This is a genomic window from Mesorhizobium sp. WSM4306 (assembly GCF_007003975.1).
Classification (GTDB): Bacteria; Pseudomonadota; Alphaproteobacteria; order Rhizobiales; family Rhizobiaceae; genus Mesorhizobium.
Map to the genome: position 1 here is coordinate 14,289 of NZ_VFTC01000035.1, position 21,930 is coordinate 36,218.

The 21,930-nt window shown below is 59.3% G+C and carries 18 protein-coding genes and 3 pseudogenes; 14 read left to right on the forward strand and 7 right to left on the reverse strand.

The window, feature by feature from the left end; genetic code table 11:
- The first annotated feature begins 310 nt into the window (after positions 1-310).
- The 13 genes and pseudogenes from nifS (at position 311) to FJV77_RS28395 (ending at position 11,144) form a co-directional block, all read left to right on the forward strand.
- Positions 311-1,522, forward strand: coding sequence for a cysteine desulfurase NifS (gene nifS / locus FJV77_RS28330; RefSeq protein ID WP_063169388.1), 1,212 nt, complete (start codon positions 311-313; stop codon positions 1,520-1,522).
- A 179-nt stretch (positions 1,523-1,701) separates the two neighbouring features.
- Positions 1,702-2,079, forward strand: coding sequence for a nitrogenase stabilizing/protective protein NifW (gene nifW, locus FJV77_RS28335; protein WP_063169389.1), 378 nt, complete (start codon positions 1,702-1,704; stop codon positions 2,077-2,079).
- A 188-nt stretch (positions 2,080-2,267) separates the two neighbouring features.
- Complete coding sequence (locus FJV77_RS28340; protein ID WP_063169390.1) at positions 2,268-3,119, forward strand: electron transfer flavoprotein subunit beta/FixA family protein; 852 nt, start codon at positions 2,268-2,270, stop codon at positions 3,117-3,119.
- A 16-nt stretch (positions 3,120-3,135) separates the two neighbouring features.
- Positions 3,136-4,245 (forward strand): electron transfer flavoprotein subunit alpha/FixB family protein, encoded by a 1,110-nt coding sequence (locus FJV77_RS28345; RefSeq protein ID WP_024505237.1) that lies wholly within the window; start codon positions 3,136-3,138, stop codon positions 4,243-4,245.
- A gap of 10 nt (positions 4,246-4,255) precedes the next feature.
- The gene (locus tag FJV77_RS28350; RefSeq protein ID WP_063169391.1) at positions 4,256-5,560 is read left to right on the forward strand and encodes an FAD-binding protein; all 1,305 of its coding nucleotides are present in this window, start codon (positions 4,256-4,258) and stop codon (positions 5,558-5,560) included.
- A 12-nt stretch (positions 5,561-5,572) separates the two neighbouring features.
- Entirely contained in the window at positions 5,573-5,872 is a 300-nt protein-coding gene (locus FJV77_RS28355) for a ferredoxin family protein (RefSeq protein WP_024505235.1), read from the forward strand.
- Positions 5,873-6,127: 255 nt separating this feature from the next.
- Positions 6,128-6,844, forward strand: coding sequence for an alpha/beta fold hydrolase (locus FJV77_RS28360; RefSeq protein WP_063169392.1), 717 nt, complete (start codon positions 6,128-6,130; stop codon positions 6,842-6,844).
- Between the two features lie 691 nt (positions 6,845-7,535).
- Positions 7,536-7,622: pseudogene (locus FJV77_RS28370) on the forward strand (helix-turn-helix domain-containing protein); the annotation flags it as partial.
- A gap of 273 nt (positions 7,623-7,895) precedes the next feature.
- Entirely contained in the window at positions 7,896-9,377 is a 1,482-nt protein-coding gene (gene nifB, locus FJV77_RS28375; RefSeq protein ID WP_063169393.1) for a nitrogenase cofactor biosynthesis protein NifB, read from the forward strand.
- Positions 9,378-9,406: 29 nt separating this feature from the next.
- Positions 9,407-9,601, forward strand: coding sequence for a 4Fe-4S binding protein (locus FJV77_RS28380; protein WP_024505232.1), 195 nt, complete (start codon positions 9,407-9,409; stop codon positions 9,599-9,601).
- Positions 9,602-9,686: 85 nt separating this feature from the next.
- Entirely contained in the window at positions 9,687-10,007 is a 321-nt protein-coding gene (locus FJV77_RS28385) for a nitrogen fixation protein NifZ (RefSeq protein ID WP_024505231.1), read from the forward strand.
- Positions 10,004-10,216 (forward strand): putative nitrogen fixation protein NifT, encoded by a 213-nt coding sequence (nifT, locus tag FJV77_RS28390; RefSeq protein ID WP_024505230.1) that lies wholly within the window; start codon positions 10,004-10,006, stop codon positions 10,214-10,216. Before FJV77_RS28385 ends, nifT begins: the two co-directional genes overlap by 4 nt.
- Positions 10,217-10,250: 34 nt before the next feature.
- Positions 10,251-11,144 (forward strand): SIR2 family protein, encoded by an 894-nt coding sequence (locus FJV77_RS28395; protein ID WP_024505229.1) that lies wholly within the window; start codon positions 10,251-10,253, stop codon positions 11,142-11,144.
- Positions 11,145-11,451: 307 nt separating this feature from the next.
- Here the strand turns inward: FJV77_RS28395 and FJV77_RS28400 are convergent, their stop codons facing one another.
- From FJV77_RS28400 to FJV77_RS28420, 5 genes and pseudogenes are all read right to left on the reverse strand, one after another.
- Complete coding sequence (locus FJV77_RS28400; RefSeq protein ID WP_024505228.1) at positions 11,452-12,018, reverse strand: sugar O-acetyltransferase; 567 nt, start codon at positions 12,016-12,018, stop codon at positions 11,452-11,454.
- Between the two features lie 464 nt (positions 12,019-12,482).
- Positions 12,483-13,526 (reverse strand): annotated as a pseudogene (gene nifA / locus FJV77_RS28405) (nif-specific transcriptional activator NifA); the annotation flags it as partial.
- 772 nt (positions 13,527-14,298) lie between these two features.
- Positions 14,299-15,507, reverse strand: coding sequence for a beta-ketoacyl-[acyl-carrier-protein] synthase family protein (locus FJV77_RS28410; protein WP_063169394.1), 1,209 nt, complete (start codon positions 15,505-15,507; stop codon positions 14,299-14,301).
- Positions 15,508-15,789: an acyl carrier protein gene (locus tag FJV77_RS28415; protein WP_029356603.1), complete on the reverse strand. Its 282-nt coding sequence runs from the start codon at positions 15,787-15,789 to the stop codon at positions 15,508-15,510. It lies immediately after the preceding gene.
- 1,218 nt (positions 15,790-17,007) lie between these two features.
- Positions 17,008-18,231 (reverse strand): annotated as a pseudogene (locus FJV77_RS28420) (IS110 family transposase).
- 701 nt (positions 18,232-18,932) lie between these two features.
- On the opposite strand from FJV77_RS28420, the gene FJV77_RS28425 reads away from it, so the two are divergent.
- Positions 18,933-19,850 (forward strand): LysR family transcriptional regulator, encoded by a 918-nt coding sequence (locus tag FJV77_RS28425; RefSeq protein ID WP_063170390.1) that lies wholly within the window; start codon positions 18,933-18,935, stop codon positions 19,848-19,850.
- A 48-nt stretch (positions 19,851-19,898) separates the two neighbouring features.
- Here FJV77_RS28425 and FJV77_RS28430 read toward each other — a convergent pair whose 3' ends face one another.
- Together FJV77_RS28430 and FJV77_RS28435 are read right to left on the reverse strand one after the other, a co-directional pair.
- Positions 19,899-20,702 carry a TIM barrel protein gene (locus tag FJV77_RS28430; RefSeq protein WP_063169395.1) on the reverse strand — a complete coding sequence of 268 codons (804 nt, stop codon included), beginning with the start codon at positions 20,700-20,702 and terminating at the stop codon, positions 19,899-19,901.
- A gap of 164 nt (positions 20,703-20,866) precedes the next feature.
- Positions 20,867-21,928, reverse strand: coding sequence for a LacI family DNA-binding transcriptional regulator (locus FJV77_RS28435; RefSeq protein ID WP_051695606.1), 1,062 nt, complete (start codon positions 21,926-21,928; stop codon positions 20,867-20,869).
- Between the last annotated feature and the right edge of the window lie 2 nt (positions 21,929-21,930).

Genomic DNA, 21,930 nt, shown 5'->3' on the forward strand with positions numbered 1-21,930 from the left:
CAAGGAATACTGCGTCGAACCGGTAACCGCCGGCGCTCTGGAACCGGCCGACACGCACTGTCGGCCCGGAACAATTGCGTTCGGTGATGCACCAAATCGCGATCATCGATCGTTGCCGTGGGCAAGCAAACAAAATTGCCCGAAACAGCTGAATTCCCGGCGGATGCCGCCACCAAAGGGCAATGTCGACAGCGACCGGTCAGCCAAGCCATCGCTCCCCCGGCCGCCCACCTTACCAGATACGATATGCGCCAGAGGTTCAATGGCCCGACTACCCTTGAATCATTTCAGCAGTTGAAGGATCACTCCCATGAACCCTGTCTATCTCGACAACAACGCAACGACGCGGGTTGATCCTGCAGTCGTTGGAGCGATGTTGCCTTTCTTTACGGAGCAATTTGGCAATCATTCGTCCATGCACGCCTATGGCGCATCGGTTGCTGAAGCCGTGAGAAAGGCGAGGCAACAGTTGCAAGCCCTCATCGGCGCGGGATTCGAGGACGAGATCATCTTCACCTCGGGCGGGACTGAAAGCGACAGTACAGCCATCCTTTCGGCGCTGGAGGTGATGCCCGACCGAACGGAAATAGTGACTTCCGCGGTTGAACATCCGGCCGTTCTGAAGTTGTGCGCGCACCTTGAGAAGACGCGCGGCGTCAAGGTGCACATTATCCCAGTCGATCACTACGGCCGGCTCGACCTGGACGCCTACAGAACCGCCCTCACCCCACAAGTGGCAATCGTCTCGATAATGTGGGCGAACAATGAGACCGGTACGATCTTTCCCGTGGTTAAGCTTGCCGATCTAGCCAGGGAAGTCGGCGCGCTTTTCCACACTGATGCAGTGCAGGCGGTCGGAAGGCTTCCGATTGAGCTGAAATCGACCGCGATCGACATGCTGTCGCTCTCCGCCCACAAGCTGCATGGTCCAAAGGGGATAGGCGCGCTTTATGTAAGACGTGGCGTGCGCTTCTCCTCCATGATCAAGGGTGGGCACCAAGAGCGCGACCGGCGTGCAGGCACTGAAAACACACCCGGCATAGTCGGACTGGGCATGGCGGCCGAACTCGCCTTGAAATTCATGGACGAGACAAAACGAATAAAATGGTTGCGCGACCGCCTTGAGAACGGGATCATCCAGCGCATCCCAAACACATCCATCAACGGCGATCCGCAAGAGCGATTGCCAAACACTGCAAACATTGGATTCGAAGGTATCGAAGGCGATGCAATTCCAATTGTCCTGAGCCGGCTGGGAATCGCCTGTTCCGCCGGGTCCGCCTGTGCCTCTGGCTCACTGGAACCGAGCCATGTTCTGATCGCTATGAACGCGGCATGTGGGGCAGTCCGCTTCTCCTTGTCGCGTGACAACGGCGAAGATGACGTAGACCGCGTGCTTGAGGTCCTGCCTGCGATCACCGAGAAGCTACGGGCCGTTCCCAGTGCTGGACTGTGCGGGCGAGGTGCAGAACAGCTTCATTCCGGCCCGGGTCCGAGCGGCACAATAGCCGACGAGCCGTGAGGTCTTCCTCAACGTGACGACCCTGCGCAAGGAGAGCAGTTAAACTCGGGGTCGCCTTCACCACTTCAGAAAAGCTTGAGATCGCCAAGTCTCTTGCCCAGCCGCCGTGCCAGAGGTCGGCACGCCGTCAGCAATGTCACCAATGCATCGACACCACAATTTCGCGCCGGGAGAATACAATGAACTGCTCCGCTGATAGCCGCCCGATCGATCGCACCGATATCCTAGCGCGACTGAAGGGCCTGTCGGCCGCGGAGGACTTCTTCGCCTGCCTTGACGTCTCCTACGACCCGAAAGTGATGAATGTCTCGCGGCTCCATATCATGAAGCGCGTGGGCCAATACCTTGCCGAAGAAGATTTCTCCGGTCTGCCTAACCAGGTAATCGCCGCGCGGGTGCGCGCCAAGCTGGAACGCGCCTACGAAGATTTCGCGACTTCCTCGCCGCTCACGCAACGTGTGTTCAAGGTGCTAAGGGACCACGATCCAAACATATGTCCCGCACCTGGCCGCGCCTTCGTCCCGCTCGACTCTGCACTGAAGCGGTTCGGAAAGTAATGAGCCCGACACGGCTGCGACGCGACAATGTCGAGAAGTCGACAAATCCAGTCCTCATGACGCCTCCTCGGAAGCAAACGAAGCCACCTTCTGGAATAGAGGCAGGAAGACGACTTGGCATGAACGATGCAGGCAATGAGGTGAACCGCCAAGCACGAATCCGGACTGGGAGCTTAGAGAAACCGCCAATGCATATCGTAGTCTGCATCAAGCAGGTGCCGGATTCGGCACAGATCCGCGTGCACCCGGTGACGAACACGATCATGCGTCAGGGTGTTCCGACCATCATCAATCCTTACGACCTGTTCGCCCTCGAAGAAGCGCTCAAACTGCGCGACGTTCATGGTGGCGAGGTTACTGTGCTCACAATGGGTCCGCCCATGGCGGAGGACTCGCTGCGAAAGGCGCTCGGTTACGGTGCTGACCGAGCAGTTCTCTTGACGGACCGCTATTTTGCCGGATCCGATACGCTGGCGACTTCCTTTGCTCTTTCGCAAGCAATCGCAAAAATTGGGGAGACTTTCGGCAGGCCGGACATCGTCTTCACCGGCAAGCAGACGATTGACGGCGATACCGCCCAGGTCGGACCGGGCATAGCCAAGCGCCTAGATTTATCGCAACTTACCTATGTCGCGAAGATTGCCTCCATCGATCTCGATACGCGAGAGATCGAAGTCGCTCGTCGCGCCGAAGGCGGCACCCAGTTGCTGAAGAGCAGACTCCCTTGCCTCATTACCATGCTGGAAGACACCAACGAAATCCGCCGGGGCTCGCTCCAGCAGGCTCTGTGCGCGGCGCGCAGCCAAGTCGTGAAGTGGACTGCAGCCGACGCCGGCATTGACGATCTCACCCGGTGCGGTCTGCGTGGCTCGCCTACAGTCGTCAAGCGTGTTTTCGCCCCCACCGCACGGGCAGAAAGGGCGGCGCAGATCGACACCGCGGAAAGGGGCTTGCAGGACATAGCCGATGAACTCATCGCCGATATCTTAACCCGCCGGCCGGCGCTGGAACATGAGCTGGCCTTCAACAGCGGCACGTGACGGCCAGGAGCAGAAAATGTCGACCGCAAGCCAAACTACCCCTCGCATTGCCCCCGGCCGTGCCGGTGTAAAGAAAGAACTTCCCGACCGTTTCAAAGACTACCGGCACGTGTGGGTCTTCCTCGAGCTCGAACGCGGCAATGTGCATCCTGTATCATTCGAACTGCTGGGCGAAGGCCGCAAATTAGCCGACAAGCTTGAAGTCCAGCTCGCGGGCGTCGTGCTGGGACCGCCGGGCGAGATGGTCGAGGACGCTGTTGCCGAGGCCTTCGCTTACGGGGCGGATCTTGTCTACATCGTCGATGCGCCGCCGCTCGCCGACTACCGGAACGAGCCGTTCGCCAAGGCGCTCACGGATCTGGTCAATACCCATAAACCCGAAATCCTCCTTCTCGGCGCGACCACACTGGGCAGGGATCTTGCAGGCTCGGTAGCGACGACCCTGCAGACGGGGCTCACGGCCGACTGCACCGAACTTGATGTAGATTCCGACGGTTCACTCGCCGCGACCCGTCCGACTTTTGGTGGCTCATTGTTGTGTACGATCTATACACTAAATTACCGGCCGCAAATGGCGACGGTGCGACCAAGGGTCATGCCTATGCCGCAACGGGTGGATAAGCCGGTCGGGCGTGTCATGCGGCACAAGCTGTCGCTCGTTGAGGACGATATCGTCACCAAAGTCCTCGGCTTCCTACCGGATAACCAGTCGGCAATGGCAAATCTTGCCTATGCGGATGTCGTGGTTGCGGGAGGCCTCGGTCTCGGAGCGGCGGAGAACCTTCAGCTTGTGAAGAATCTTGCCCGAGCGATCGGCGCCGAGCATGGCTGTTCGCGCCCCTTGGTCCAGAAGGGCTGGATGCCGGCTGATCGACAGATTGGACAAACTGGCAAGACCATTCGACCGAAGCTTTACATCGCGGCCGGAATTTCCGGCGCCATCCAGCACCGAGTTGGGGTCGAGGGGGCCGATCTCATCGTCGCGATCAACACCGATCCGAACGCGCCGATTTTCGAGTTCGCCCACCTCGGGATCGTCACGGATGCAATCCGCTTCCTGCCCGCACTGACGGAAGCCTTCACCCGGCGGCTGTCGCCGCACAGTCGAGACAAGCTTGCGAGTTGAGGGAGAGGACATGATTGAACAATTCGATGCCATTGTGGTCGGAGCCGGCATGTCTGGAAACGCAGCTGCTTACACTTTGGCAAGCCAGGGGCTGAAGGTCCTGCAGTTGGAGCGCGGGGAATATCCGGGCTCTAAGAACGTCCAGGGTGCCATAATGTACGCGAACATGCTGGAGAAGATCATCCCGGACTTCCGGGATGATGCGCCCCTCGAGCGGCACCTGGTCGAACAGCGACTTTGGGTGATGGACGACACGTCTCACACCGGAATTCATTACCGGTCGGACGACTTCAATGAGGCGAAACCCAACCGCTACACGATCATCCGCGCCCAGTTCGACAAATGGTTTTCCCGCAAGGTGCGCGAGGCTGGCGCGACGGTCCTGTGTGAGACGACCGCGACGGAACTCGTCCGTGATGGCAATGGCAAGGTGATCGGCGTCCGCACAGACCGGGCTGGCGGAGTGGTCTTCGCGAATGTGGTCGTTCTCGCAGAAGGGGTGTCGGGATTGCTTGGCACTCGCGCAGGCCTGCGCGAGATGCCGAAGCCGGAGACCGTGGCGATTGCCGTCAAGGAAATGCATTTCTTGCCCGAAGAGGTCATTGGCCAGCGGTTCGGGGTGAAGGGCGATGAAGGCTGCGTAATCGAGGCCGTGGGCACGATCTCTCGCAGCATGGCCGGGCTCGGCTTCCTTTACACCAATAAGGAGTCGATTTCACTCGGCATCGGCTGCCTGGTCTCGGATTTCGCCGCGACGATGGAGAGCCCGTCCGCCCTCCTGGATGCGATGAAAAACCATCCTTCGATCCGGCCGCTGATCGCTGGCTCGGAGGTGAAAGAATATGCCGCCCATCTTATCCCCGAAGGTGGTTACAGGGCCATTCCGCAGCTATTCGGCGACGGTTGGGTCATCGTCGGCGACGCAGCGCAACTGAACAATGCCATTCACCGTGAGGGTTCGAACCTTGCCATGACCTCGGGTCGTGTCGCGGCTGAGGCGATCATCAAAGTCAAAAGCCGCAACGGTCCTATGACCAAAGCGAACCTTGCGCTCTACAAGACGATGCTGGATGACTCCTTTGTGATCAAGGATCTTAAGAAATACAAGGACATGCCAGCCTTACTCCACACCAATTCCAGCAACTTTTTTGACAGCTATCCGCGGTTGATGTCGCATGCCGCTCAGACCTTCATGCGTGTCGACGGCACGCCGAAGATCGAGAAGGAAAAGAACACCACGGCCGCCTTCATCAACGCGCGCTCGCGCTGGGGGTTGGTCAGCGACGCGGTCCGCCTGGCATTGGCATGGCGCTGAAGAGGGTACAAGATGACGATCGCAGTGACGAAGGTTCGTGTCGAGGACAAACTTTACCAGAACCGCTATCTGGTCGATTCCGGCCGCCCCCATATCATAGTGCGACCGCACGACAAGCCAAGCGCGAACTTGCTTGCGTTGACCTACGTCTGTCCGGCGAAATGCTATGAGTTGAATGACAAGGGTCAAGTCGAGATCACCGCCGACGGCTGCATGGAATGCGGCACCTGCCGGATATTGTGCGAGAAAGGCGGCGACATCGAGTGGAACTATCCGCGCGGCGGCTTTGGTGTCCTGTTCAAGTTCGGATGATCAGCCGGTGCCAAGAGCATGCCGGCAGCGAGCAACTGCGGCACACCATGAGCCTCTCCATCCACTTGCAAAGAGCTAGTGAATATTGGGTTTCGCAATTCAAGTTTCCTCGACTTGGTAGGGGTATCCTCAGGCCACGGGGCGCCTGTGCCGGACTTACCACCGGTAACGTGGTCGAGCCCCTTTGGACAATGTCCGGCCATCGTGCCGGATGGCAGCCACAACGGCCGGTGAGCAAATGGAACGGCACAATCCATGATAAAGACGTATGTGCTAGTGCATGGTGCCTGGCATGGCGGATGGTGTTGGCGGGACGTCGCCGCCAATCTTCGCAAGATGGGATGCCACGTGACCACGCCTACCCAGACAGGTGTCGGCGAACGCGCACGTTTGCTGTGCAAGGACATCACGCCCGACACATTCGTGACCGACATCGTCAACCACATTGTAACGGAAGAGCTGAGCGATGTGATCCTTGTCGGTCACAGTCTAGGCGGCATCAGCATCACCGGCGCCGCCGACCGGATACCCGACCATATCAGCCATCTCGTTTATCTCGACGGCGCCATCGTCGAGAGCGGTCAAAGTGTATTCAGCACCATGCCCCCCGACATCGTCGCCGCCCGTCGAAAATTGGTTGCGGAGGAAGGACGGGGTATCTTCATGCCGACTCCGCCGCCAACAGCATTCGGCACTCCCGAGGGACACTCGCTCACGGACTGGGTGCGGCGCCGGATAACACCGCATCCGGCAGGCACCTACGAAAGCGGACTTAAGCTCGAGCACCCGCTCGGCAACGGCAGACCCCGAACCTATGTCGTCTGCACTAATCCACTCCACCCGCCGATGGCGGGAGCGCGAGAATGGGTCGCGAAGCAGGATGGCTGGGCGTGGCAGGAACTCGCCACTGGCCACGACGCAATGATCCTCGCGCCGACGGAAGTTGCTCTCCTTCTTAGCGCTGTCGGCTGAGGAACCAAGTAGGGGGAGCGGCGGCCGATTCTCAGGCCGTGGCCTTGAGCTCTGGTGCAAGGATGTAGGCCCAACGGGTCGTTCCGGTGGCGCCACCGAAACCACTAGGCGGGAGTGGCCTGTCCTGCCGACGTCGCAAGCTTGCGAGCGTTCCGCCGCGGCCGCAGCCCGTAGCGCCGGGCAACCTCCGAGATCACCGCGTCGGCTCCAGGGTCTCGGAGATGACTCCGTGCCTTGTCGTCCATCGACCAATGCCGCCGACCAACAGCGCCGTTGATCACCCTCGAAAACGCCGAGGCTGCCGCTCAGGGTCAATCGTAAGTTCAAGTTCAGACACAAGCCGATCTCCGATCCACCTCAGAATCGGCAGGCCCACAGATCGCGGGTCCTCCTGGAAGGACACAGCGCTTACCCTTGAAATATGGAGAACCATGGCTTTGCGCCGTCGGCAGTTGAGCTGATCTCGCAATGCTATTTCCCCGGCAACGTCCGCGAGCCGGAGAACTGCGTGCTTGGCGTTCTCCTCTGGAAGGAACCAATCTTTCGGAACGTGGCAATGTCATCGACGAGCTCTCACGGGCCAGCACGATGCCGGTTCGGCGCATCGGCGCCCGCCTGAACACGAGATGGCCACTTGCGATTCTAACGATACGGCCGGACGGGGGCTGGGACCGCGGCGGACGAAGCGTGACGGCTGATCGACACAATGGAGAAGGCCGGCTGGGTTCAGGCTAATGCGGCTCGAATTCTCGGCCTCAAGCTGCGACAAGTCGGCTAGGCGATACGCCGGCATAGTATCGAGGTGAAGGAACTTCTAAGAGCCTGATGAGCCAATCGTCAGGCCAGTGGTCTTGCGCGCCCTGTGCGCGACAAGGAGTGCTTCGTGCTTCTGAACGGATTTGGACTTGCACTGTCGCAAGCAGGACAAAATTGTGTCGCGCCGGCCTGACACAATGCGATATCGACCCGAATAGTGAACTGAAGCCGCTTTTTTCAGTTGGTATGGCTCTTGCACCTTGAACCGCGACGTTACCAGCAACGGAGCCGTTTGATGTCCTCACCGACAGTTTCGATTGAGGGGCCGACTAGCACGACATCCGAGGGTCTTCTGGCAGCCGCGAAATCCGGTGGCTGCGCATCGTCTTCCTACGGCTCGTCGCCGACCAGCCCGGGCGAAGAGGATCCGGCTATTTGGGAAAGGATCAAGGATCACCCCTGCTTTTCGGAGGAAGCGCATCATTATTTCGCGCGTATGCATGTGGCGGTCGCGCCGGCTTGCAATGTCCAGTGCAACTATTGCAATCGCAAATACGATTGCGCCAACGAGAGCCGGCCTGGTGTTGTGTCTGAGAAGTTGACGCCCGACCAAGCGCTACGCAAGGTCATCGCCGTTGCCAACAAAGTTCCGCAGCTTTCGGTTCTTGGCATCGCTGGGCCGGGGGATGCCTGTTACGATTGGGAGAAAACGAAGGCAACGTTCGACCGCGTCATCAGGGAAATCCCCGACATAAAGCTGTGCGTCTCCACTAATGGGCTCGTGCTGCCGGACCATGTCGCCGAGCTTGCCGAAATGAATGTTGATCACGTGACGATCACCATCAACATGGTCGACCCGGAAGTCGGCGCGAAGATCTATCCATGGATCTTTTATGAAAATCGCCGCTACTTCGGCATCGAAGCCGCTCGAATCTTGCACGCGCGGCAGATGCTGGGCCTGGAGATGCTGAGCGCGCGCGGCATCCTCACCAAAATCAACTCGGTGATGATTCCTGGAGTGAACGACCAGCACCTGTTTGAGGTGAACAAAATGGTCAGGGAGCGGGGCGCGTTTCTGCACAACGTGATGCCTCTGATTTCGGACCCGGCGCACGGTACCCACTACGGACTCATCGGGCAGCGCGGCCCAACGGCAACGGAGATGATGGCTCTTCAGGATCGACTTGAAGGTGGCGCCAAGTTGATGCGCCACTGCCGGCAGTGCCGGGCAGATGCTGTCGGCCTGCTCGGTGAAGATCGTGGCCAGGAATTCACGCTGGACGGTATTCCCGACGATGTCGCCTACGATGCTGGCAAGCGTCAGGCCTATCGGCAGGTGGTCGCACACGAGCGCCGTGATCATGAGGCGGCGAGGAGCGAGGCCATCGGTATGGTCAAGGCAACAGACTCCGAAAAGTCGCTTCTGGTTGCGGTGGCCACTAAGGGAGGTGGACGGGTCAACGAACACTTCGGCCACGCGAAGGAATTCCAGGTTTATGAAGTCTCGCCTAGAGGGATCAGCTTGGTCGGGCATCGGAAGGTCGAGCGGTATTGCCTCGGAGGCGGGGGCGAAGACGCCATCCTCGAGGGCGTCATCGCAGCGCTCGAAGGCATACACATAGTGCTATGCGCCAAGATCGGAAATCGCCCGAAGGAACAACTCTCGCGAGTTGGACTGCGCGTAACCGACGCCTATGGCCATGACTACATCGAGACCGCAGTCAGCGCACTTTACGCGGCAGAGTTTGGGATCAGACCACTAGCGGCGACGGCCTGAGCCGTCTCGTCCGATAACCAGGAGTTAGAATGGCTTTAAAGATCATCGCATCCCAATGTACCCAATGCGGGGCCTGCGAGTTCGAATGTCCTTCGGAAGCGATCAAGTTCAAGGGCGACGCCTATGTGATCGATCCAAACAAGTGCACCGAATGCAAGGAGGCCTTCGATACGCAGCAATGCGTGTCGGTCTGTCCGGTACCGAAAACCTGCGTTCCCGCTTGATTCCTACCGAAACGGTCGGGTTCGCCGCACGACGACGCCTGCAACCCGCGACCACAACAAAAGCCTCGAGAAAGGAATGGACAGCATGTGGTCCAGACGCGAACAGGAGGTCGAAATCGGCAGACCGCCACGGTTCATGCAGGGTGAGCGGGTCCGTGCGATACGCCACATAAAAAACGACGGCACCTATCCCGGCAAGGAGATCGGCGAAAACCTCGTGCGGAAGGGCGACGAAGGCTACGTGCGCGACATTGGAACCTTTCTCCAGCAATTCTTCATCTATGCGGTCGAATGGATCGATCGTGGCACGGTCGTCGGCATGCGAGCGCGCGAACTCATTAGCCTCGACAAAGTCGAGGTTCCCTGCGGAGCTGAAGGCATTTCCAACGGGGGAACAGCCGGATGAAAGTAATGATTCGCAGGACCGCTACTGGCTTGTCGGCTTATGTCCCCAAGAAGGATCTCGAAGAGCCGATCACCGAGATTGAGAACGCTGACTTATGGGGCGGGACCGTGACGCTCAGGAACGGTTGGCGGCTCATGCTGCCCGACCTTCCGCGCGACACGCGTTTGCCGATCACCGTCGAGGCGATGAAGATTTCCGACGGGGCCTGATGCCGGTGGGTTCAGTGGCGGAGAGGAAACGCGTATGAACACGATGCTGAGCTGGGACCATCTCGTCGTCGTCCGGGGCAGTTTTGCCAAAAAACTGATTGACCTGCTGAACGGCGCTCTCAAGGCCGATCGAGTGATCCCCTATCTCGGTCCTGGTCTTCTGCAGCTTAACCCACCGGAATCCCCTGTACCTTGCACCCCTGAAGATGTCGCCGCGGCCCTCAACAAGCGGGCGCCTGCCCCTTCCAGGATTCGCACCAATATGTGGTCGGTCGCGCAGTTTATCGAGCAGCGCCGACATCGTCGGACTCTCCAAGCGTGGATGGCGGAGATATTCGCAGCCCCCGCCGAGCCGACCGTTCTTCACGCCTGGCTCGCAACCCTTCAACTGTCTGTCATCATCGACAGCTGGTACGATGGCGCCATGCGAGCAGCCCTTGCAGAGGCCGGCCAAACAGACGTTGTCGAGATACAAGGAACGACGCGCGCGACCGGAATCGGTAACATCTGGACGAGAACTTACGATTTGTCAGGAACAGAACTCGAGGCCGAACAAGTGGCTAGGACGGTGCTCTATGCGCCGCACGGCAGCGTCAGGCCGGCGGCAAACTTCCTCGTGGCTGATTCCGATTACGTCGAAGTCCTAACCGAAATTGATATCCAGACGCCGATCCCGGACGCGGTGAAGCAACGGCGCGTCAACCGGGGTTTTTTCTTCGTGGGCTGCCGCTTCAACGATCAGATGCTGCGCACATATGCCAGACAGCTGATGAAGCGCTCCACTGGCCCACATTTTGCGGTGATCGATTCGGCTACGCTGACCAGAAACGAACGTCGTTTCCTTGCCGAAGGCGCAATCACGGTCATCGACATGCCGATCCGCAACGCCGCGGCTCGCCTCGTCGGGGTCGATGCTAGCCAGGATTAATGGCCGGCGATTGCTGGTGAGTCGCTGCTTGCCTCCAAGGGCGAAAACTCAGTTGGGAATACATTCGTGAGCAGTAATGCTAGTGGCAGCACAACGTAGGCTCTGAATTCGTTGGGCCATGTGAAAGGGTCCGCTGCTGCGGGACGTGAGCACGTTGCGGCGGCATTACGCACATGATCTTGTGACCCCCGTGGCAAAAGAACTGAAGCGCCCGAGTCGCGACAACATATGCAGCGCTCAATGGCTTCGACAAAAATTCGGCACAGTTTCGACAGTTCGCATGCACCTCCAGGGTCAACGAGGTTGATTATGCCTGTTTATGTGGGTCGGCCACGCGAGCAGGAATTCCCACTACCTTTGCCCCGGCGGGAACATCTCGTGTGACCACGCAGCCAGCGCCTACCACTGCATTATCACCAATCGTGACGCCAGGCAGAATGATTGCTCCACCGCCGATCCAGACACGGCTGCCAATGTGAACAGGACGCCCGACCTGCAGGCCGGCCTGCCGCTGCTCGGCATCATGTGGATGATCGGCGGTATAAATCTGCACAGCAGGCCCAATTGCCGTTCCTTGCCCGATTTTGACCTCTACCACGTCAAGAATAACGCAGTTGAAGTTGATGTAGGCATTGGCTCCAATGCGGATATTGAATCCGTAGTCGCAAAAAAAGGGCGGACGGATGACCGTTCCGCGCCCAACCTCTCCCAGCCGCTCGGACAAAAGCTCATGCCAATGCCCCGTGGTCTGCCCCAGCGTATCATTGTACCGCTTGAGCCAAGCCCCGGTTGCCAACAGGTCAGCTTGGATCTCCGGATCCGCCGCATTGTAAAACTCGCCTGCGAGCATCTTTTCTTTTTGGCTACGCATCATAGTCTCCCGTCAGGTCGTGTCCCGTACAGTGATGCAGGAACGCACATCAAACTGCCTCGGCAACTTTGTAACTCGATCTTGCCGGGCGCGCGGTCGGTCACGAGCCGGGGCGACAGTTTCGTCTCGACCAACTTCCAAGAATTTGGATATCGGAGATCAACCGGTCGCAGGGGCCAATACCTGACGAAGTCGGCAACTGTCCAGCGGTCGAACTCACTTTCATGCCCATCTCAGATTGCGTGATATCGAGCGGTAAGCCATCAGCTAATGTATCGACCAGGTCCCGCCAGAGGATTACTCCTTTTTAGTTTGTCAGTCGCAGAGCCCCAGTACGACTGGTGGTAGAAAGCACACGGCCGGAATCTTGGCAGCGCTGTTCACACCCACTTCGTAAGCCTGGCCGATGGGCTCGGCGCCAGAGCACCAATGCTTGACCTGCTCCAGCTCTTGCTCGGCGGGTTGTTTCAGAGACGCTTGATCTCGATACCGCGTTTTCTCAGCACGTAGCCGATCTGGCGCGGGGTCAAACCGAGCAGGCGCGCCGCCTTTGCCTGCACCCAGCCACACTTTTCCATGGCAGCAATGACCGTATCGGCATCGGGCACCCTACCACGAGTCGTGGCAGGGCCTATCGGCGCTTGCCCGTCGCCGACGGGCGGGGCGGCACAGGCGGCGGAAGGCTCGATCGTAGTCGACTTCTCTGACGTCGGCTGTCCGTTCTTCCACAGCGCCGCGGCCAAGCACTGATCCGCGTAACAGGCAAAGTCAGTTCTGAGGATTGATGGACCCGTCGCCAGAACTGCCGTCCGTTGAACGCAGTTTTCGAGCTCTCGGATGTTACCTGGAAATTCGCAGTTCATTAGCACCTCAATCGCTTCGGGAGCGAAGGTCAGCGTGTGATCATTCTCAGTATTGAAATTCTTGAGAAACTGAGCGGCCAAGAGCGGAATATCACCTCGCCTTTCGCGCAATGCCGGCACGCGTAAAGTGACGACGTTGATGCGATAATAGAGGTCTTGCCGGAACTCCTTGCGTTGAACTGCCGTTTCCAAGTCCCTGTTCGTTGCGGCAATCACGCGAACATCAACTTTAATGGTGTGGTTGCTGCCGACGCGCTCAAACTCCTGCTCCTGCAGGACACGCAGCAGCTTAGCCTGGAACGAACCTGATATTTCGCCAATCTCGTCCAGAAACAATGTGCCTTTGTCGGCAGCCTCAAAGCGCCCCTTGCGCAAACTGCTCGCGTCGGTGAAGGCACCCTTCTCATGACCGAACAAGTCAGATTCCAGAAGCGTCTCGGTGAGCGCCGCGCAATTGACCTTGATGAAGGGCTGCTTGGCGCGAGGCGAGAGCTCGTGAATGGCTTTGGCAACCAGCTCCTTGCCGGTTCCGGATTCACCTCGCAACAGGACCGTAGTCTTCGCCTTGGCCACCTTGACAAGGTGCTCACGCAGCTTGCGCAGCGCCTGACTATCGCCAAGCATCTCCTTGCTGATCTTTTTACGTTCCATTTGGCAGCCCATCCCACTCCGCCACCCGCCGGTAGAACTGCACTGGACGGTGAGCTGTGTTGTATTTCGCCATCATCATTCTCGATCTCACCTTTGTTGCTTCGAAATTTCCGGCGCGCGGACCCCCTCGGCAAATGGCAATGGCGCCTGAGCATCGTTGTCTTTCACCAGGACGAGCGTCTTCTCCTCCGTGCGGGCGCCCGCAATATGCGCGCTTGTTTGCGCAGGCCTTTACTCGACCGGTCGCCGTTCTGTCCGGCTTCTGCCGCACCGCAGCCTGCAAACCCATCCTTGACAAGAAAGGAGGGGAGTCAATCGAGCTCTCCTTGCATTCGTGCAAGGAAAATTGTCAGTTTGATAGAATTCTATCAAAACGGCAGAAACGCCCCGCCCCCAATTTGGCTGTACCTGCGGCGTTCAGCTTACGTGACGACATGTGCGGACTTGTCCCAATTGCCGTCCGAGTTGTGCGGGAAACAGTAGCCGCTGCGCTGTTCGCTTCAACCGCGTGATGCCGCTGACAGTAGAGGCGGCGGCTCGTCGAGCGAGGCTTCATTGTTCGGCTACTAAAGCGGCTGTGCTTTGGTGGGAGTTGGTTTCGCCCAAGTTCTGGGCCTGGGGGCGTCTAGCCCGTTTCGCCGCACAGGCTCCTCCCACATCGTCGAGGCCGAGAAGGAGGGACCCCACAGCCCTCCCTGTATCACAATGCCCCGCCCCTCAAGCAGCTAGATACGACAGGTGACCTCGAATGAGGCGTCTTGCATGGCTTCTACACCTGCCTGAATGCCAGAACTGCGTTCGTACCGCCCATGGCGAAGGCGTTGCTCATGGCGACGCGCACCTTGCGCTCGCGCGGCACATTGGGTGTGATGTCGAGGTCGCAAGCGGGATCTGGCTCGCGATAGTTGGCGGTCGGCGGCACGACGTCCTCTTGGATTGCCATCACGCAGGCGATCATTTCAAGCGCGCTCGCTGCGCCGAGGCAATGCGCGTGCGTGGACTTGGTGGAAGAGATGGACATCGAATAAGCGTGGTTTCCAAACACACGCTTGATCGCCGCCGTTTCAGTCTGATCATTGCTCTTGGTACCGGTGCCGTGCGCGTTGAGATAGTCGACGTCCTCGGCATTCAGCCCGGCATCGGCAAGGCAGGCGCGCATCGCCGACGCTGGCCCCTCGACAGATGGCGCGGCAATGTGGAAGGCATCGGCGGAAAGGCCGACGCCGGCGATCTCGGCAAGAATTGTGGCACCACGCCTCGTGGCATGCTCGTAGCTTTCCAGCACGGCCATGCCCGCACCCTCGCCCAGCACCAGGCCCTTCCTATCGGCGGAGAAGGGCCGGCAGGTATCGGGTGAAAGCACGCGCATTGCTTCCCATGCTTTCAGCACGCCCCATGCGAAGGGTGCGTCGCTGCCTCCGGAAACCATTACGTCGGCCCGGCCCAGCTTGATCTGGTCCACCGCCGAGGCGATCGCATGGTTGGCCGAGGCACATGCGGAGGTCACCCCGAAGACCGGCCCGCGCAAGCCGAGGCTCAAGCTCACCTGGCCGGCGGCGGCGCTTGGCATCGTTTTGGGTACAGCGAGGATGCCAACTCGCCTCGCGCCGTCCAAAAGGAGGGCCCGGTAAGTTTCCTCCATCACATCCCAGCCCAAGCCGCCGACGCCCACTGTCGCGCCGAAGCGATGGGCATTCCCCTCGTCGCAGGAAAGTCCGGCCTGCCGCATGGCTTCGCGCGCTGCAAGCACGGCGAGCAAGCTGAAGCGGGCCATGGAGACGAGCTGCTTGCGATCGATGTCGTGCTGGGGCAGCGCCTTGATCTCAGCGCCGGTCATGCCCTCCAGGTCATGAAGCTCGGAATTGGCGATCGGGCCGATGGCGGAGCGGCCTTCGCGCATCTCTTTCCACATAGAGGCGGCGTCGGTGCCCAGTCCGCACAGGCCGCCCACTCCGGTGATAACGACGCGCCTGTCCATTCAAGCCTCCTTCGCAAGCAAGCCGCGGACGGCTTCCACGACGTCGCCGACATTCTTGAGATTGGACCAGGCATCGGCCGTGTTCATGTCGATCTTGATGCCGTAGGCCTGCTCCACATCCCAGAGGACGTCCGCCAAACCCAGCGAATCGAACCCGAGCGCGTCCAGTTCCGTGGCGATTGTTATCTCGCCGACGAATGACGCAGGCATTCCCTCACCGCTCTCCGACTCGGCGCGTTTCTTGATCAGGGCAATGACGTCCGTTGCGAATTGATCGGCCATTCTGTTTCCTGTCTTTCTTTCCCGCGTTTCGACCTGGACGCGGCTCAGTTCCTGAGGCGCGCCGCGTCGCGAAAGCCATCACGCTTGGGCAACTGACAAAGCCCAATGCTCATAAAGCCGGATCAGGTCCGGCCGGTGTGTGGCGTAGGTGCAGTATGACGATGTGAGCCGCTACACGTGCGCGTCTCCCGGTCTGTCCATAGGCTCGGAAGAAGTCGGACAGTTTGACATGGCCGGTCAGTTGCAACTCCCTTTCCCAGCACTCCACTGCCCGGTAGAGCGCATGAAAAATCTCCTTTCGGGCGGTTTCTTAAGACGCTCGCCACGCCATGAGGCAGTGGGGGCATCGGTGTCCATCAGGTGCTTCTGCCCATGCAGGATTCCAGAACATTGATGAAATCGTTTGTTTCGATGAAAGGCATCCACACTTTGGATGGTTGACCACGCTTTTCAAAGATCGTGAACTACATCTCCTCGTTGTGCTCGACGCACTCCGGACAAGTAACCTCATGGGCGCGGCATGCAGGATTAACCGAGCCCAGCCGGTCATGAGTGCGGCCGGCGCTCGGCTGCTCGATTTATTTGCGCGATAAGCTCGCGACCATGTCCGCGGAGGTATTCAAACTTAACGCTGCGTCCGGGAGCTCTTGCCCTCCAGTTTGCGACGCTCCCCCGCCCATCCAGTGATCGTTTATTTCGTCGGATAGTTTGACCCGGCTCTACCGAATCGCCGCTTCAGGATCATTCTTTCCGATTTCGTCACGCTCGTATTTCTGCCGCGTCCTACACCGATTGGGCGCGAACAAAACTGAGCGCCTTGGAACCCGAACCCGTGCGTCGTGACCGGGAGCATCCGGGGCGAACTCATCCGCTCGGGGGCATCGCATCACCGGACGGCGACAGGCACGGTCGACCGGCATCTCGGCATCGGCTGGGAATTCGTCCATGGTCTGCATTGGCGACGACGCTTCCTGAGGCCACGTAGCCCTTATGCCAAGCTGGGCGCCCGGGTCGAGCGCGTAATGACGACAATTGCTTCGCTGCAGGTCAAACGCTTTCCGGGCCACCTGCAAAGTCTTCACCCGGCCGTACAGCGCCCAAGACCACTGATGTGATCGACAAGAGCCTTTTTGATAAATCTGCGCTATTCTCCTGTCGCGCACGGACGACCGCGTGGCGAAGAGCAGGGTCCGAGATGAGAGCCCTGCCGCGCAGCTTCTATCGTCGCGCCTCGTTTGCGGCATCCGTGCCTACCCTCTTCGGACCTCGTGGGTTCCAACCGGCGACGAGGCGTGCATAGGCGCCCTCGGCCTGCTCCACCCAGCGGCGCTCTTCTTCCCGGTGGCTCTTTATGTTGTAGGCGTGCGCTCCCTTTTGGCCGCGCACAGCCTTGCTCCCGGCCTTGAGTTCCACATCGCGCAAGCTTCTTGGCATGCAGGGAGGGTCGAGCCCACGCGTAACTCTCGCCCTTCTCAACAGATGACAGATCACGACAGAGAGTTTGCGTGCGGTTGCCACGGCCGCGACATGCTGTCCGCGCCGGGCTCGCACGCCGCAGGGAGAAGGCTCGCAACGGTCCGGGAGCACGAGCGGCCGCCCAGGCCGCCTCGACGAGCATGCCGCGCGCATGACCACGGCCCTGCTTGGTGATCCGCCCATGGTAGGCCGGACCTGGCCGGACTGCTGGACGCTTGGGTTCAACCCGAGATAGGTCACGAGCTTCTGCGGATCGTCGAAGCGCGACACGTCGCCGATCGCCGCCCTTCATCGCCAGCGCGACGGTGATGTCGACGCCGGGAATGGTCATCAGCCGCTTCACGCCTTCATCCTCGAGAGCCGAGCGGACAAGATCGCGTTCGATGACCTGGAGGTCTTCGCCCAATCGGTCGAACTCGCGCAGATGCCCATCGATCGCGAGGCGCTCGTCCTGCGGTACGACCTGCTCGATTAACCAGGTCCGACCCTTGGCGCCGCACAGGTCAGCATGCGGGCAGGACGGATCAGGTGGCTATGAAGGATCGACTGGATGACGCTCTTCAATCGAGATCTCTGTCGGACAATCTGATTGCGCCGTGTCACCTGTCGACGCAGAGCCTGCGTCGGCTCGTCCGCAATCCAGACTTCTGGCAAGAAGCCGCTGGCATAGAGCTGCGCAAGAACGTCGGCGTCGATCGTCGTTTTGATCTTGGCATAGGCAACGATAAACACCTGTTTCGGCTTGGCGATCCCCACCTTCTTCACATGCGGCGCAACCACAGCTGCAGCGGACGTCGCGTTGCCGGTGGCCTCGATCACCCCGACATCGTTCGGCGACAGCTTCGCGGCGAACGCCGCCAGCAGATCGCGCCGCATGTCGACGCGGCCGAGTCGCCTGAGCCTGCCCTCCTCCCATGCCACTGCTTCGGCGAAGGCGCGGTGAATATCCAGTCCGATGATAAGCATGCCCGTTCCTCCTTCTTGGCTCGGTCAAAGACGGGAGCTGGCGGGCAACACGACATCTACTGATCCGCGCTCGCAGCGCATCCGGGAAAGTCGCGAGGGGCGGCCATGTAACGAGCTCGGGCTCTCAGCCCACGGTCTATTGACGGCCTGCCTGCACCTTTGTGCTCCCGGTGCCCCACGTCCCGGATGGGCTCACCATAAGGGCGTTCCAAAACAAGAACAGCAGGACGAGAAGGCACCACAGATCACATACCGGATAGCGGCAAGGCCAAGCGCTTCGTTCAGATAGGCTTGCGCCAATGGGCTTAGGCCGAGCCTACAACAGCTCTCAAAAACGCTGCCGGACTGCTGCATTGGCTCGCCGATACAATTGGCACAGGCCTCACGGCAGCTTAGGATCAAACCGCCCATCAGTCGCCTCGGACTGGAAAGGTGCACCCTATTAGGTTCCACGCCTAGCTAGGTCGGGGCCGCCGAAGACGCTGGTTGATAGACCGGCGCCATCGGCCCGGCGTTTCAAACTGCCAATCTCTGACCTGCACAGTACGAACGATTGCTCGCTTCGGCAGATCACGCGGCTCATATGTCGGACCTTAACGTCATCCATCATAAACTTTTTGCGACAAAAGATTGCAAGAATGCTAAATTGTTAAAGTCGTTTGTTTCGGTTAAAGGCATCCATCCCATGGATGGCTGATGACATGCGTTTCAAAGGACTTGATCTAAATCTCCTCGTTGTGCTCGACGCACTCCTGACGGAGCGTAATCTCTCGGCGGCGGCACGCAGGATTAACCTGAGTCAGCCCGCCATGAGTGCGGCCGTCGCCCGACTGCGCGATTATTTCCGCGATGAACTGTTTACGATAAGAGGTCGCGAAAGATTTCTAACCCCGCGTGCGGCAGCATTTGCCCCCGCAGTTCGCGACGCTCTCCAGCACATCCAGTGCTCGATTATTTCTTCGGATCCGTTTGACCCAGCTCGAGCCGATCGCCTCTTCAGGATCATTCTTTCCGATTTCGTCACGCTCGTGTTTTTCGAAAAGCTTGTGGAGCGTATTTCACGGGAAGCCCCCGCCGTCAGCTTCGAACTGCTGCCTGTCGACGATAGCCCCGATGAGCTTCTCCGGCGCGGTGACGTCGATTTTCTAATTCTACCGGATATGTTCACGTCGAGTGTGCATTCAAGCGTTGCGCTGTTTGACGAGAAGCTCGTGTGCGTAGGCTGTCCCACAAACAAGCAGCTGCCACAGCAGCTTACATTCGAGAGATACATGTCGATGAGGCACGTCGCGGTCAGGTTCGGGCGTACGATGAAGCCGTCTATCGAGGAATGGTTTTTGCTTGAGCATGGCCTTAAGAGACGTGTCGAGGTCGCCGTGCAGGGCTTCAGCATGATTCCACCTATGGTGTCCGGCACAGCTCGTATAGCGACCATGCCCTTACGGCTGGTCAGGCATTTCGAAAAAACGTTCCCCCTGCGGGTTATCGAACTTCCGCTGCCATTTCCCACATTCACCGAGACCCTCCAATGGCCGGCCCTCCACAATAGCGATCCGGCAAGCATCTGGATGCGGGAGATAATGATACAGGAGGCATCTCGGATGGCTGCCCCGCTGTGAACCCACGGAAAATTCAGGCGCACCTATAGTCACTACTCCTGTCACCATCTACTTTGACGACAATAGCCCTCGCCGGATAAAGTCGATGCTGGCGGCAAGTGCGCCTGCGAGATCGTCCAGAGAATGGACTTCCTCGACCAGCTCGAATGAGAAAGGTCCCGCGTAGCCGCCATCCAGCAGCGCCTGAATCTGGCTGCCATTGTCGGAACCTGCAAGAAAGCGATCGGGGTAAATCCAGAAGGTCGGGTCGTTTACGCTTGAAATGTGCACCAGGCCGGTAAGCTCGCAGAACAGGCATGTCTCCCCGGCCAGGGTGTGGTGGAACGTGTCGTGCACGAGGCGAAAGACGGACTGGCCATCAACCGCGGCAACGGCCTCGGCCGCTTCCTTCTTTGATCGAAGCGAGCAGGTTCGGAAACCCAGCGGCTCGATGAGACCGATCAGACCCCGCGACTGGAGGATTGGCTTGATCTCGTTTAGAGCGAAACGAAGATTGTCCTGGCGCTCGCTATTGGTGGGCCACGAGCTGCGGTTGGCCGGCACCAACACGAGCGTCTCCGCCCCGCACGCCGTCGCATAATCGGCGAGGTTGCTTGCCTCGGCCTGACGCGTTGGAGTCCAGTCGTTGAACCGCTGCAAGGCGTTGACAGAGATGATCGTGACGCCCGCTTCGGTAGCGGCCAACCGAACGTCCGCAGCCGGAATGCCGCGTGCGACAGGATTGCTGAAATGAGGGTAACGGATTTGGACGTCGGTCAGGCCTTGGTCACGGGCAAGCGCGAAAAGCGCACTGACGTCAAGGCGGGGCGCCGCCATGTGATCGAGTGCAAAGCGGGGCGATACCTGGCGCATTGCTTGACTTTCCTTCCATGAAGCGCGGCTGCCATTTCGGCATCCGGCTTCTTTCAAGACGGAACCACGCCGGTTCACAGATCGGACAGAGACGGCCGAGTCAATCGAGCTTTCCTTTCATCGGTGAAAGGAAAATGGGCGCTCATGATAGAAATCCATCAAGGTCAAATATTTTCCGGAAGATAAATGTCGAACGGCAGAAATGTCTGCCCCGGGCTCTCCGCGACGCCGGCTTTGATGGCCCGCTCCATTGCCATTATCAGCTCCTGGCAAAGTCGGCGCATTGGCGTGCCGACCGCCATCGTCAAGATGTCATCCGCAAGCGCCCCACGTGACTGCGGCGTCATTTCACTCACGATCGCGACGAGATCCTGACCGCTCCCCTCTTCTCGGAGCGCGGAAATTGCCCCCTCTATCCCCCCGCCGGCCATATAGAAGCCGACGAGCTCTGGTTCCCGCTGCATAAGATCCAGCAATTTTTCGTAAGTGAGCTGCCGTTCATCAAGGTTCACGAGCGCATCAAGCACCTCGAATTTTGGCGCGTTCTCACGAAAATACGCACGAAAGGCCGTTTCCCGCGTCGCATGCGCCTGGAAGCGATGGCTTCCGACAAACACCGCCACCTTGCCGGGCCGTTTTGCGGCCTTGGAAAACACCCAAGCGGCAGTCCGTCCGACCTTGCTGTTGTTGAGGCCGATGTAGCCCTCGCGCACGCCATCGGCGAAGTCGGATAGCAGCGAAAATACCGGGATACCTTTCGCCTTGAGCTCCTCGACTGATGCTGTGATTTTCGGGTGATCGGCCGCCACCATGGCGATCGCCTGGCAGCGGCTCCCAAGGTCCTTAAGAAGCGGGAGCAGGTCACGCGGCAAATGTGACTGCGCGAACTCGATGATCGGAAGGCCGTGGAAGGATTTAGCCATACTGACCGACTCTTCGATCTTGCGAGCGAAATCTTGGTAGAAATCGTGGGTAGGTTTTCTCAAGATGAAGCCCAGCTTGTAGTGCGGCAGGTGCTGCTGCAAGCGCTGTTTGATGAGACCGGCAGCATGATAGCCGATCGCGTGCGCGGCCGCATGGACCCGCTGGGCGGTCTCCTCTCGCACCGGAAGGCGGACGTTCAGAACCCGATCGACTGTTGCTACGCTGACTCCGGCTTCGCGGGCGAGATCGGCTATTGTGACGCGCTTTCCCCTAGCGATTCTGATCGGCCGGTCCTCCATCATCC